The organism is Tepidibacter sp. Z1-5 (assembly GCF_037844525.1).
Taxonomy (GTDB): domain Bacteria; phylum Bacillota; class Clostridia; order Peptostreptococcales; family Peptostreptococcaceae; genus Tepidibacter_A.
On record NZ_JBBMMD010000035.1, the window covers coordinates 167,557 to 183,324 of the forward strand.

The following is a 15,768-nucleotide window of genomic DNA, read 5'->3' on the forward strand; positions in this document are numbered from 1 at the left end:
TTATTTAAAGATAATAAGTGGTTTAAATCATACAAAGTTGCCATAGGTAAACCGACCGACCCAATACCCACATAAAAAAGACAACCTAATTTTAATTAGATTGCCTTTTTTTGCTTCATAAAATATGAATAATCAGAAGTTCAGATTATACTAATAAATAAAATCTATGTAATTATTATTAAAGCATTTTATACTCAATTTTTCTATCTTCTAAAATTTAGATGTCCATTGTTCAGTGTCATATTCTTCTACACTAATTTCATTTCCATCCCACTTAGCTATTTTTCTAGTTGCGTAAAAGTGAGAATTCCCTTTCTTTTCAGTATAAATTCCCCATGCAACAGTTAATTTATGATTATTAATCAACTCCAATAGGCTATCCTTTCTTATAATTAATGCTCCTTGATACCCATCAAATTGTATATCTAAGCAAACTAGTTTACCTGATTTATCATACCATTTGCCATCATCCAATTGTCTAAGATCAAGATTCTCAACAAGATATTTACTTGGCATAGCATAAGATGAAACCACATTTTCTATTTCTTCTGAATATGAAATTGGACAATGATAGTCAATTCCTGTTTCGATATATCCATCTTCATCTTCTTCGTCATAATCTCTTTCAATCTGTGCTTCAAAATCTTTGTATGCCTCTGACCAAAAATATTCTCTTGCAAATACGGTATATATCTCATAATTATTTCTTCCCTCTGCATATTTTTTAAGTTTTGATTTTTCTTCAGCTGATATTAGAATATTGTTTGGAGCCAGAATTGCTACCGCTTTAGCAAAGTACTCTTTAGGTTCTTCATCGTATCTTGAGCAGTCACTATTCCATCTATTATACATTTCTAAAGCTACAAAAGACTCATCACTATATTCAACAAATACTATTTTATCCATATTAGGTTCTTCAGATTCTTTGCTCGCCCAAATTTCATTTGATACATCTGGAATTCTAAATGCATCTTGCCATAGATTTTTTTCTTTTGAATGCTGTTGTGCTAATACGGTAGGATCTATGCCTCTATAATTAAATTGCCATGGTCCTTTGTATACATACGGAACAAACGTTTCCTTAACATCATCCTCTACTTCTTCATATTCTTCATTCAACAAATCTATTAAATCGTCCGAAGATTCATCAAAATCGAATATTACTTCTAAGCTTTTACTATTCCATTCCTGATAGACATCGCTATATTCTCTCTTTACTTCTCCAGGTAAGAAATTGTCAGCAAGTCTTGCTAACATTTCAAAACTTGATATTCGTTGATATTTTTTTCCAATTCTTTCATTGTTATGCTTCTGTCGGTCATATGACTTGACTTTTTCATCAAATTTACCATGCAAATTAGAACTATATCTAAATGTTTCAAAAATCTGCTTTGTAACAATATTACTTAAGTCTTGAGCGATAAAATGATACTCCCATGGATCAACCCAGCCTTCAAAAACATATCTACCAAAATCACCATACATCAAAGATTTTTCCCCTGTATTTGTAGCCATAGAACTAATTATTGTGTTAACAGAATACATATACGGTTTTACATTTTTATCTTTATAATCTACTAAATATTTATCTATTTCTTCCTGTGATGGGATTTCTTCATACCATTTACTATTGTATGGTGGCACTGTCTTTCCTATATCAAATTTAAATTCAACATTCAATCGTTTTAAATAATCAATAATTCCTTTTGCGTGTGCCCTAACAATAATATGTGGATAAACCACATCTCGTTCAAAAATATCAACAAATACTTCTTCTGCAAGTTCCTTAGCACCTGTCAATTTTTGCGAACATAATACAGCACCGTACACGCTACAATATAGACCTTCTTTAATATATCCATCATCCACTTGTTCAAATCTCTTTACAGTTTCTGTTGCAACTTCTAGGTCATCTTGCATTAGTGCCACCAAAGACCGAATGGCATTCTCACGATAATTATTATTTGTACTCGCCAAAGACCAACCTAAAAGAAGAGCAATGAGTTCTTTGGTATCTGTTGTATAACCTTCTAATTGAATTCTACATAATTTTACCAATATATTAAGTGTGCCATTTCCATAAATTGTATCATCATATAAACTTTCAATCCAAAAGCTATCTCTTACTTCTATTGTATGCTTACTGAGATATTTATGCAAAAATAAAGCATTTAATGGATGTCCTTCTATTGGCGCAATGATTAGTAGCTTTTCTACTAATTTTTTTAAATACCATGGTCGCACAACTATATACTTATTAATCATACTAATAGTTGTTTCCAAATAAATAGCCGTCTTTTTTCTCCACACCAAGCTATTAAGAAATGGATGCAACACATTTTCTACGTTCTCTTCGTCAAGCATTTCTAACAATTCTAGTTCGTATTTTTCAGGAACTAGAACAAATAGTTCTTCTACAATTCCACTATGCCTATTCACAAAGTATTTAGACAATTCACCATTTGAGATAGAATCATTCAGTTCTTCTTTTGTACTAATATTTGAAATCAAATAATGAGCCGCTAAAATATTATGGTATCTCTCGTAAGCAAACTGTATATATTCTTCCTCTTCGTCATAACCGTATAATTCCGTATAGAATACACCATTTTCTATCATAGCCTGAACAAATTCTGTTAATGACACACCAAATTTCTGAACTACTTCACTAACTATTTCATAAAACTTATCAATTGTAATCCCGTATCGAACATTATTTTCAAGACTATATTCAATAATTTTATCAACACTCTTTTTTACAAGTTTTAACCCCATTTGATACTTACAGCGCTCCGAAACGCTTTTTTCTATAACTGCAAGATATCCCTTAAAAATATCAGTAAATGAACTATATTCTTCAATTCTTATATTTCCGGAACCCTTTACTGTTTTACAAAGAGTATGTAGAAAAAGCGGATTATAAAAATCTGAATACAGGATAGGGAAAGTAGGTTTATCTATACCATAGTAATCAAAAAACTCTGCAACTGCTTGAGTTGAATCCTCGGCAAATCCTCTATGTTCTATAACTAGTGTTTTATCTCGTTCTTTGAAATTTTCTGGTAAACACTTTCTAATATATGTTTTCCTAATACTAATGACTAGCTTTATTCGATTATAGTTCTCAAAAATTCCTATCAAGCCTTCAAAATACTCTTTCCATATTTCTGAATGATAGCCTTCATTTATGCCCTCAATAATAAATGGAATAATACAATCATTTTCTTCTCCAACTTTATTTAATTCTTCTAGGAAACGCTGTATTGTATATGGAATATGTAAATATTTTTCCAACATTAAAACTGGATCTAGATTTTCATTTAAGTGCTGTCCCAATACTAATATACAAATTTTATTTTCTAAATAGAAATGATTATAAACGAAATATGCTATTGAATGCGATTTACCAATACCTGCTTCACCAGTAATTACTAAAGTATCTGAACAAAAAGCCTTTCTATAATCATCTAAGTTGCCATTTTTCATACATAAATGCCGCCAGTAATAATACTCCTTACTTCTATAGTAATCTTTCTCTGACTCGCTATATTTGTTCTTATTTTCGTCCTCAACTTGGTCTATATACTCTAGCATATCTTTTCCCAATAAAAAAGAATCAAATTCTCTATTTTCCAATAAATCTTCTATCAAAGAATTCCATTTTTTTATCATTTCTATTTTTCCATTAACATTAACTCTTGATATAGCATCTTGTACTTCTTTTAAGAATGAATACAAATTTCTTTTCTCATCTTCAACAATGAAAAACTTGCTCAACCAGCTTGACAATTCAACATCAACATTGAATTCTCTATTAAATCGTACCTGTAAATTATCAATGGACGCCTTAACCATGGATTTCAAATAAGCTAAGTCTACATCACTGACTGGAAATAATTTTTGAATATTAAGTACCTCTGTATGTAAATTCTTAATATCGCATTTCAAAGTTCTCACTAGTTCCGTTTGATACTCATTTGTATTAGCAATCTGAACAACCATTTGATTAATAAGCTTTCTTGATTCATCACTCGGCTTATTCAGTACATTAAAACAATACTCAAACTGTTGCTTTATTTTTCCTTTTATAATACTTAAATCAATTTTTTCTATACCTTTTCCTCTATAAAATTCTTCTATATATTCTCCAATATAGTTTCTTCTATCCTCCATTGATAAATTCGTCATTAAATAGCTAAAATTAAAAAGCACATTGATAATTCCAGATTCATCTAATAATCTTTGAAGGCTTTCAAAATATGCTTCTTCTTTATTTTCAGAAATAAGAGTATTGTAAATACCTTTTTTAACTTTTTCATATTCGTTTTTAATTTTTTCTTTTGTGAATTTATCTATTGCATCATCCAATGTAGTATTAAAAACTTTATCAAGCAACTTTCCGCCAATAAACTCAGCTACTTTTACTAGCATTTTGCCACCACCCTACTTAGTATTCTAAAGTCAATCTCTTCTTTTTACTCTCATTTTAACTTCCCAGTATTAGCCTAATGTGAAGTTTAATATAAACTATCTCAAATTTATATTTTCTTTATTTTGAGAACCTGAAAGAACATTATCTAAAAACACCATATATACTTCTGGTTCTGTATTTAAGTAAAATCCTTTTTCTAATAATTTCTTTAGTATTTTATTATCCTTATCATTGCGATTTCTTCCTGTTTCAATGGTTATAATAGCTAGTCTATTGTTTTTAACCTTTTGGATGTTCCCCTCTTCATCCGTTTCAAATTCCTCTAAATAATCCTATTCCTTTTGTCTGAATTTTTCATTGAGGATATAATACATTAGAGTTTAGCTAGTTGTTTCTGCATCATCTATTCAAATATCCAACATAAGCTTTTCATCTTTTTCATATAAGTCATGTTGATTATATTGCCACATGTAATACTGTGTTTTTTTAGTAGCCATGATATACCCCTTCCTACCTCATAAAAGGTAAAAATTGTATTGTACTTCTTAGAAAAAGAGCCGAAGTCGATTGCTCGATGCTTCGGCTCTGGTTTTACAGTTCCATTTTATTCAATATATCTCTTAGCTTCTTTAATTCTTCAGTTGATAATGTAAGCCCTTTTCCCATCTTTTCATGTTCAGGAGCCCAATCTCTTAAATCATATTTGGGGTCTCTATCGTTCCAGCTGATTAGATTTAATTCCTTGATCCATCCTTTTGAGGATTCTGATAGTTGCCCTATTGTTTCTTTTATTTCATATTTAATCGCCATTGACTACACCCCTATCTAAAATTGAGTTTCTAATCCGAATTTTTCTTTAAAATCATCATAGGAATTCGCCCAATTAAATTTCACATCTTCTTTTGAATTCTTAGCAATTGTCTCAAAATGTGCCCTTCCACAATGAATTTTAAACTGCTCAACATCGGATAAATCTTCCCATTCTTTATCCATTTTTGTTTCCACAATAAAATATAATTCAGCCTTTCCTTCCGTATTCCTATAGGCAATCGCCCAGTCTGGTGAATAATTACCATATGGCGTCGCTATGACAAATCCACCTTTTTTTATTTTTGTAAACAAAAGCACATTTGGGTCATCATCAAGAAATTCAGCAAATTCAAGTTCACCTTTGCTATCAAACTTATAATATTCATTTACAGCTTTTCTTTTCAGTGTTTTTGCTTTATAGGTATATATTTCTGGATCGTTAAGCTCAGTTGCATTGACTTCGTCAAGAGCAAAAATCGTCTTACTATCAAATCTATATCCATGTAAAATATCGTATGAAATAGATGGTTGTGCTTGATGCTTCAAAAATATTTTTTTGGTCAAAAGCAACATATCATCTAAATAATCCTGACTGTCAAGTAACCTTCTCTTTTCAATGCCTTTAAGAATTTGTTGAATTGTTAATCTAGGTAAATCTGTTCCACCCATAATGTAATTCACAATTTCAAAATCACTTCTAGTTTCTATTACCATAGAACCATGCTTAGCAGTTGTTTCTTTTGCTTTTTCATATTGAGCTTTGTTATTTTCATCAATATAATGCATTCCAACACTTTGCTGAATTACTTCATTTATATCTTTATATTTAAGTGAATCATTAATAGCTTCTATACATTCAGCTACAAATTTTTCTTTGTCCACATTTACTTTATAAACAGTCTTATGAGACAATCTGCTATTTAGCTCAAGTATCAGTTCTTTAAAATCTTTTTCGCTAACATATGATTGCATTTTATTTTCTACTGGCTCTAAATCACCATTCTCAATAGTAATTTTCTTAGAACCTTTTTTCTTCATTTGTTTTACGAATTCTTCTTTGATTTTAGTTGCATGCTCTGCTAAAATTTCATCAGAAAATTCCATTTCTTTAAATTTATTTTCATGATCTTTTTTAAGTATATCCTTGCTAGTAACTAAACCATTACTTTTAAGTTCATTCATAAATGTTGTAGTAAGCTCAGAAGATATTTTTTCTGTTGGAATTCCTGCTGCTACAAATACTTTCATAATAATATCATTTGTCACTTCATCTTTGTTGAAGCCTGATTCTTCATTATAACTTTTTTGAAGCCTTTCACTAAAATGCTCGTAACTGTCATTTGCTACTACAGTAAGTACATTTAGACTTTCATCATGGCATCTATTTCCATATATATCAACTGGAAGTCTTAATCCTCTTCCTATTTCTTGTTTTTTAGCAATTGAATTACTACTATGTTTTAACGTACACAGCGTAAATACATTTGGATTATCCCATCCTTCTCTAAGAGCAGAATGAGAAAAAATAAATGCAAGCGGTGTTTCAAAAGATATTAATTCATCTTTTTTCTTTAAAATCAACTCGATACCTTGTTCAATATACTGCTTCTGTTTTGCCTTTACTGATACAGAGGAATCTTCACTATCTTCGTTCCATCCCTCGATTTCCATAATTTTTGTACTTGTTTTCTTTTTATCTATAGCAAAGTATCCCTGCCTAATTTTTTGTGTATCTTCATACCCTTTGAATAATTCAGGGAATTCTTTAAACACTTTATTATAATTAGAATCTGCTATGACCTCTTTGTATACTGCATCAAACAATTTTAGGTATTCGCCATCTTCACCGTCTTCGCCTCTTACTTTGCTTACCCTATCTATAAAAAACAAAGATAATGCTTTAACTTTTTTGCCATTTTTCAACAAGTTATACTGTTGTTCTAAATGAGATTGTATAGCAATTTTCATTTGAATTCTTACAGCATCCTTTTCATCATATGGACTTAATGCCTCGCCTTCTTTAATTTCAACAAGCCCATCTAGAGTATCTACTTTCAGGCTATGTCCTTTGAAAGGATTTTCTGCAATTCTAAAATTTCTATATTGAGGTAACTCTCCTGATAATTCATAAATGTTACCGTTGTTATCTTTTCTTACTCTAAAAACTTTTTTTACAGCTTCTTTTCCCTGTTCAGCATGAAATATTTCAATCTTCGCAAATAAATCACTTGTAAATTCCAAATATCTTATATATGGAAAATCCGTTGGAATAAGTTTGTTGACCGTCTTCACCTTTATTCTTTTAACCAGATTATCTTTATAAGCTGCATAAGAATCTAATTTATATGTTGGATTAATAATTTCATTGTGTGTAGCAGAATATCTCAATACAAATGCTGGCTTAATATCATCTATAGCTGATAGAGAAGCTGTTCTTTTTTTACTTTTCTTTCCTCCATCAAATTTCTGTGGTTCATCTATTATAACCACTGGATGAAGCTGTCTTATTTCATCCCATACACTCATATCCTCAATATTGCTTTCATGGTCAACATTTCGAAGTACATTTGTATCTCTGTTAAAGGCTTGAGTGTTCATGACTAAAATACTCAAATCCGATTTATCTACAAAATTAAATCTCACGCTACCTGCTACATCTTTTAGCTTTGAATCGTAAACAAAAACATGCTTTGTTATATCTAGTCCATCATAATCTCTGGCAAAATGTTCTTTAAGCATTTGAACACTTTTTTCTACACCCATTCTAATCGGAACTGTAGGAACTACTATAATGAACTTTTTAAAATTCCCATCGTATTTTGTGTATAAATCTAAAATCGTTTTTAGATACACATAGGTTTTTCCTGTACCAGTTTCCATCTCTATAGTAAAGTTTAATGTATCATTATCTATTTCTAAATCATCATTTAGAATAAGTCCATTCTCAGACTGTATTTTTCTTAAATTCTCTCTTAATTGCTTTCCTTTAGAAACTTCTACATTTCTTCTTTTAACATCAGAACCCTGCATAATTTTTCTGATTGCGTTAATTGTACCACCATAGACTGAATTATCTATACTTTTTTGCACATCTCCGAAAAGTTCTACTATAGAGGTTACTGCTTCTTGTTGATAATCTAAATCTTCAAATTGAAATTTAACCGTTTTAGCCATACCACATCACCCCTATATCCATAGAATTTTTTGATTTTTACTTTTTGGATTCTTTTCCTTTATCAAAGTTCTAAGTAAATTCATTGTATTTGTTTTTAGATTGATATCATCTCCAAAGGCACTATCTCTAAATACAATCCATGATAAAGAAGTATCTATCTCACTTATTTTCTTAACCATTTTTTCTGTGATTTCTTCTTCTAAACAAACAAGAACAGTATATCCAACTAGATAGGTTCTACCTCCAATATCATCAAGGTTGTCTATTCTTTCAGTTAGCTCTATATCTTGTCTTTTTAGCATCATTTCATAAACAACATCAATATCTGTAAAATGAGGATTAAAATCTAATCTATCCTTTTCCGATAGGTCTCCTCTATAATCTTCTAATCTAATATTCTTATTTAAAGTATCGCTGATCCATCTTATGTTTGTATCAGCTACTTTAAAGACTTTAAATCCAGAATCAACATTATCATCTGATATCAAATCCCCTGCCATTCTAATTCGTTCTTTTCCTACTTCTGTTAATAAATGTGGCTTATTAATCTCATCCAAATACGAAATCATGTTCCTAGTAAATGTCAATGCTTTTCCACTTCTCTTTTTTACCTCTTTATCAAGATTTTCAGGTAACTGTACCATAATATATTTTAATTTTGTTTTATTTTCTGAATTAATCTTCATCACAGCATTAGCAGTAGTTGCTGATCCTGAAAAAAAATCTAGAATGATATCATCATTACTACAAACTAGGTTTACCAAAAACTCAACTAAGCTGACAGGTTTAGGATTTTCAAAGTTTAAAATATCAAATTCTTTTTCAAAGCTATATGATTTAAATTGTTGAACGGATTTTGGAGAAAAGTATTTTAATCTTTTTCTATATTTGGGTTTACCATCTTTTGTAAAATAAATTTCAAAAAGTTCTTGACCACTCTCATCATATGAAATACCATTTTTCATGTATTCAAGAATTTGATTTTTATTTCTCCAGCTCGATTCTAAAATAACATCTTCAGCCAAAACACCATTCTCAAATTTCATTTCCCCTTTAATATAAATCGGTTCCTTATTACCAATTATTCCAGTAATTACATTATTATCACCTTGATATCTTAGACCTTTTTTAAAACTTATTTCTGATTTAGGATTTTTTTCTGTAGGTGTATTCGTACATCTTTCTTCTGAAACTGCCTCAGAACCAACACGAATAAAAGGTTTTAAGAAATTAATATCTTTAGCATATGCTAAAATATACTCATGAGCTCTTGCAATAAAACCTTTATTGGTACCATTTGGAATATGATTAATAAAGCATCTATTGTTAATGATGTTTCTCTCACCAAAAATTTCATTACAAATTTTTCGCAAATTATATACTTCATTATCATCAATACTAATAAAAATTACTCCATCATTAGTCAATAATTCTTTTGCTATTTTTATAGTAGGATACATTTCATTTAACCAAGTAGAATGAAATCTTCCACTTTCTTTATTATTTGCAACCAATCTTTTTCCATCACTATCCATTTCACCAGAAATATTACTATATTCCTTCTCGCTCATTGAAAAATTATCTGAATAAACAAAATCATTCCCTGTATTATAAGGAGGATCAATATAAATCATCTTAACTTTTCCATAATAACTATTTCTAAGAAGCTTTAATACCTCAAGATTATCCCCTTCAATATACAGATTTTGAGTTGTATCTGGATTTTTACCATCTTCTGGAACATACTTTAATGTCTTACCGACAATGTCTTCATTAGCCTTTCGAATTGCATCTTTCTTTCCAACCCACGTCATATTATATTTTTCTTTTTCGTCAGTTTCAGCATATTGACCAAATTCATTTAAAAGAGCTTCAAAATCAACGATACCATCCTTTACTGCTGCTGGAAATACTTCTTCAAGTTTTTCTTTGAATTCTGATATAAAGAGTTCCTTGTTATTTGCAACTTTATCAAATACTCCTTTTGGTACTTTTTCAAAATTATCCATTGATTAATTCCTCCGTATCTTTATATAATTTCATTAATTGCTTATTTAGCTTTATATTATCTGCTGTATTGTTTATCTTTGATTGCTTATTTTTAATATCTTTTATTTCTTTTAAAATATCAAATATCTTCATAGTATTTGATTGATTATACCATATATTTGAGTCGAGTATATTCTGCCATTTTGACCACAGATTCTTGTTTGAAATCACATAAGCTTTCACCATAATCTCGCTATACAATGCAAGTTTATTAGTTGTATTTGTTAATCTATCAAAATAAATATAATTTTCAAATAAACTATTTATTTCATCGAATAAATGCTCTGTAAATGAGCCTGTAACAAAATGATTTTCAATTACAATTTCACCTTGTTCTACCTTGCTAAGCCTTTTATAACCAAATCCTAAAGCCGTATTTCCTTTAGTATCAATGTACCGTATTATAGCAAAAGCCTTTAGCAACTCTTGTAAAATACCATTAATGAAATAGGCATTTTTCAGGTCATCAATTTCAATATTTAATAGCATTATTACACTTGCATTATATGTGTCATTTGCAATTGAAGGAATTTCTTCCTCTTGAATTTGTCCTATTAGTTCAGCTTTCTGTAAACTTTCTCTAATTCTTTTTTTTACAGTCACATTCGCATCTTTTGGTATAAAAAGTTTTTTATTAAATTTTTTTTTCTGTTTGTATTTTTTAGGAAACCCCAGCATAAATTCACCCCTATTTCACAACTAGGAAACTAATTAATTCAAAATCATCTGCACTTTCATTTGCAAAGGAATTATTAAAACCCCCAAAATCAAATATAGTCTGCTCTGCTTTTTCTTCCTCTTGTCCCTGTATGGAATCAATCGATTTATTTAACAGCATTGAATACTCACTCATATCTTTAGCATTATTTGTTTCCTCAAAAAATTCTGTAAAGATGTCTAGTTGTGGTTCTTCCTTTTTATAACAAACCTTTCTAAATTCTTTCAATACATTTCTTGTGCTATTACTCTGATATACAACCTCACCGTTTCTATCTATATACAGCAAGTAGTAAGGATAGAGAGAACTATCATTTTCTGGCTTTGATAAATCATTTTTATGTTTGAAACAAAAGATTACACCTTTGCTTTCTCCATCAGTCACTGAATAAATTCCTCTAGGTATTTTTTTCACTTCAGGAACTCTTTTTATATACTCTGATAATTCATATAGATACTCATTCATATTTAAATCAGTAAGGGATATACTATCACTCGCTTCATCAATATCTATAACTCTATCTTTAAGTTTCTCAAGTTGTTTTTTTCTAAAGTTTACATCATTCATTTCAGGTGTTAATAAATCTTCGTCTCCTGTTGACACAATATTGGTCACATTCATTTTGTTCTTAACCCTCTGCTCTAAATTCAGATATTCATTTAGCTCAAGAGCTGGAAAAAAGTTAACCATTTTAATAGCAGTATTCTTACTTCCAATCCTATCTATTCGACCAAATCTCTGAATAAGAGATACTGGATTCCACTGTATATCATAATTTATTACCGTATCACAATCCTGTAAATTTTGTCCTTCAGAAATACAATCTGTTCCTATCAATATATCAATTTGATTTTTTTCATTCAAAGGAGTCTTGATCTTTGATTTAGGAGAAAATGCTGATAGCAAACTATTAAATTCTAATTCAACGGTCTTATTATTCGTTTTAGGTTTAGATGAACCAGTTACTACTCCAGTGTAGCATCCTAACGATTTCATTGGATAAGCTATTTTGTCATATAAATAACTTGCTGTATCTGCAAATGCAGTAAAAACAAGAACTTTTTTATTTCCTTTATTATAAGGCTGTGTAGTCACTTTTTCTTTTATAAACTCTGTCAAAGTTTCAAGTTTCTGATCTCTATCATCATTTAGTATTTTTTCTATATCTGCATATAACATTTCAAGAACTTCTTTGTCATAATACAAATCTTCAAGAAATTCTACTTTATTTAAATGAGCTACTTTAATCTCGTATTTGTAATCTAAAACTGCTTCATAATCATCTTCCATGTTATCGTCAATATTGATTTTGGCAGATTCTTGCTCTACTAAATTAATGCAATTATCTATTCTTTCCATCAGTCTTCTAATCGTCTCCCCAAATGAAAATACAGAACTTTCCAGTCTTTTAAATAAATTGAATCTATGTAACACTTTCATACCTGATTCCCTGACATCAGTAGTCATCAATACTCTACCATCAGCCCTTTTACTTTGGTACTTTTCTGCATAATATTGCTTATACTCACTTTTTAAATAACTCAAAGGAGCATAAACTGCAAGTTTTAATTCTTCAAGTATTTCATTGGTTTCTTCAAAATTAAGCAGTATTCCTTTCTTATCTATTTTAGGTTTAAAAGTCTCAGGCTTTAATTTTTCAGGAAACTTTCCTATTTTTTCTGTTCCATAGTAATTGGTTATATGCTTTCTACTACGAGCAATCGTCATCATTTCAAGGAGTTTATAAAAATCAGATGGTAAATCATTAAATAATGCTTCCTTATCTTTCTTCCTCTGTTTTTCCCATTCATTAAGCTGTTTCGATGTTCTTCTCAATACACTCTCTACACTAGAAATGCCTTGTTCCTCAAAAGCAAAATCTCTATCACCTGTTATGATACTTATCTGATTTTTTAAATCCGTAAGTGAATTATTCACTGGAGTAGCTGATAATAGCAACACTTTTGTATTATTTCCACTCTTTCTTACTTCTTCTAATAACCTTTGATAACGAGTTTGTCCATCTTCTTTTTCAGTTCTATTTCTAAAATTATGAGATTCATCTATAACAATTAAATCAAATTTACTCCAGTCAAATCGTGATAAATCCCAGCCACTTTTTGACATCCCTTTATATCTGGACAAATCAGTATGAAACATAATCTTATAATTAAAAATTTCATCAACTATACTATCTTTATAAGCTCCACGGAAAGAGTTCCAGTTATCATATAGCTTCGCTGGAGTTAATACTAATACATTATCTTGTCTGAGTTCAAAATATTTAATAACTGCAAGTGCTTCAAATGTCTTTCCAAGTCCTACACTATCTGCAATTATACAACCATTGTATTTATTGATTTTTTGTATTGCTGATAACACGGCGTCCTTTTGAAAATCAAAAAGCATATTCCAAATTTTTGTTTTCTTAAAGCTGTTATTGTCCTTTTCAAAACGCTCCACACCATAGTCAAGTTGATTCCCGAAAAGTTCATTAATTGTGAAATAATATAAAAACTCTGGTGAATGCTCTTTATACACATAGTTCAAACTTCTCATCAATTCTTCTTTAAAATCAGATGTTACTTCTTCTCCATACCAAATCTGATTAAAAATATTATTTGCTCCAATTATTTGACTTTGATCCATGATATCATTCATTACAGTATCAAAATTTATTTGATTTTGTCTTAATGCTAATGCTTTGCTAGAAAGTTCTAATGACGATGACCCTTGTATCATAAAATCATTGTTAATGGTTAGCAAATTACTTTTTACTTGATACTTAGGATTAGTTTTTCTAACATTTACATGGTTTCCAATAAAATCATACATTGATTTAGCTTTTGAGAAATGTTGAAGCTTATTTTTTTCAATAATATCATAAGAATTAAATAACATATTATTGGGATTAATATCAATTTCAAATTCTCGTGATATTTCATCATTTTCTGGAATGTATCTTGTATCTCTTATCACAAAATTAATCTCATTAACATTTTTCAAGTTATTTTCAAGTAACGAAAAAACCGATAATGTTAACTTATCATTAACTATATTTACTGAACAATTCTTCTTCTGTCTCAATATTTGATTTATTTTATTTACTAATTCATGATTTGAATTAACAAACTCACCCATATTCCGCCCCCCCAATTCAAAAATTTTGATGCTCTATTAGTTAGCCTCTTCTAAATCTATTCCTTTTTCTTTACAAAAATCATAAAATACTTTCTTTGCAATATTATTTGGTTTTGATTTCTCATTTTCCCATCTATTCACAGTAGAAAAACTCACATGCAATTCTCTTGCTAGTTGCTCTTGACTCATATTCAGTTCTTTTCTAGCTTTTTTAACTGTTTCTGCAAAAGTCAGCATCACTCAACACCTCCACTTATCTAGTGTATATTATAGCAAATGCTATAGCATTCATCAAAGATTTTTGTAAATTTTTCTCATTTATGAACTAAAAAAACACCTAACCATTTCAGTCAGATGCCCTTTATAATACCTAAACATTCTCTTACATTTCAGTTTTCATTTAAGCCTTAATATTCTCCTTTCCATTCTTATAATTTTCTTTATATAGTAGTACACACGTCTCCACATGTGTTGTATGCGTAAACATAGCTCTCCAAAACTGCCGTTACTTAATGATATACTTCAATATCCCCTATTCTAAACCTTAATAAATTTTATTTAATATTAACTCATTTTTGCTTTCGTCATTTAACTTCCCATTATAGATATTATGTAATACATAAAAAAATAAAGATATTATCTATTTAATATTTTGTATACCTTATAAAAACTTAATATTTACACCATATTACAAAATTATTAGAAGACAATAAATTAATATAGGTATATTTTACCACAATATAAATCTATTTTTCTCATTTATGTATAATTTTGTATGTATATGTAAAAAAACAGTAGTTTCAATAAACTACTGTTTTTATTGCAAAAGATATTTAAATTTAAATATCTTTTGCAATACTGTTAATATGTACATTTATTTTTCATCGTTTTTTTCTGTATTATATTTTGGTTTAATAGCTGCAACAATTGTATCAATATCTCCAACTATTCTATCAACATCATTTGTAATTTTCTTTACATTTGATAATATGTACTTCATATCCTTTAACATACTCTTAGTATCATTTTCTGATAATACTAGTAATACATCATCCCATGGCATTTCTTCATCAACTTCATAATCATAAGTAAACATATTCATCTGAGATGCTGTTTTCCATATATTCTCCTCTTCATCCCATTCCATTTTAAAGTGATTATTAATGTACTGTTCAACCTTATTTGTATTTGCTTTTTCGCTTTCTAGCCCAACTATCTTTAGTTGTTTTAATATACCCTTCAGTGATGTATTCTTTTCCATCAAGTTCTTTACAGTTTTATAGTAAATCTTTTGTAAAGCATATGATACTGCTGCATTATTAGATTCCAAACAATAAACCCTCCCCCCAAAAAATCCACTCTTTTAAATTATATTTATATCTAATATTGCATATTCATATTTTCTAATCTATCATAAAAGGTAGGTAAAGAGTCTATCACGGT

Annotated in this window: 8 protein-coding genes; all 8 read right to left on the reverse strand. The window is 29.4% G+C overall.

Annotated elements, in window-relative coordinates:
• Nucleotides 1–210: 210 nt before the first annotated feature.
• Entirely contained in the window at nucleotides 211–4,431 is a 4,221-nt protein-coding gene (locus WJW32_RS08100; protein ID WP_340257166.1) for a hypothetical protein, read from the reverse strand.
• 592 nt (nucleotides 4,432–5,023) lie between these two features.
• Nucleotides 5,024–5,242, reverse strand: coding sequence for a YdbC family protein (locus WJW32_RS08105; RefSeq protein ID WP_340257168.1), 219 nt, complete (start codon nucleotides 5,240–5,242; stop codon nucleotides 5,024–5,026).
• Between the two features lie 15 nt (nucleotides 5,243–5,257).
• Nucleotides 5,258–8,416 (reverse strand): restriction endonuclease, encoded by a 3,159-nt coding sequence (locus WJW32_RS08110; protein WP_340257170.1) that lies wholly within the window; start codon nucleotides 8,414–8,416, stop codon nucleotides 5,258–5,260.
• Nucleotides 8,417–8,428: 12 nt separating this feature from the next.
• Nucleotides 8,429–10,426, reverse strand: coding sequence for a site-specific DNA-methyltransferase (locus tag WJW32_RS08115; protein ID WP_340257172.1), 1,998 nt, complete (start codon nucleotides 10,424–10,426; stop codon nucleotides 8,429–8,431).
• On the reverse strand, nucleotides 10,419–11,144 hold the full coding sequence (locus tag WJW32_RS08120; protein WP_340257174.1) for a DUF4391 domain-containing protein: 726 nt from the start codon (nucleotides 11,142–11,144) through the stop codon (nucleotides 10,419–10,421). The genes WJW32_RS08115 and WJW32_RS08120 overlap by 8 nt, the downstream gene beginning before the upstream one ends.
• Before the next feature lie 10 nt (nucleotides 11,145–11,154).
• A complete protein-coding gene (locus WJW32_RS08125; protein WP_340257176.1) occupies nucleotides 11,155–14,325 on the reverse strand; it encodes a helicase-related protein in 3,171 nt (1,056 codons plus the stop codon).
• 36 nt (nucleotides 14,326–14,361) lie between these two features.
• Complete coding sequence (locus WJW32_RS08130) at nucleotides 14,362–14,562, reverse strand: helix-turn-helix domain-containing protein (protein WP_340257177.1); 201 nt, start codon at nucleotides 14,560–14,562, stop codon at nucleotides 14,362–14,364.
• A gap of 637 nt (nucleotides 14,563–15,199) precedes the next feature.
• Nucleotides 15,200–15,655: a hypothetical protein gene (locus WJW32_RS08135; RefSeq protein ID WP_340257179.1), complete on the reverse strand. Its 456-nt coding sequence runs from the start codon at nucleotides 15,653–15,655 to the stop codon at nucleotides 15,200–15,202.
• Between the last annotated feature and the right edge of the window lie 113 nt (nucleotides 15,656–15,768).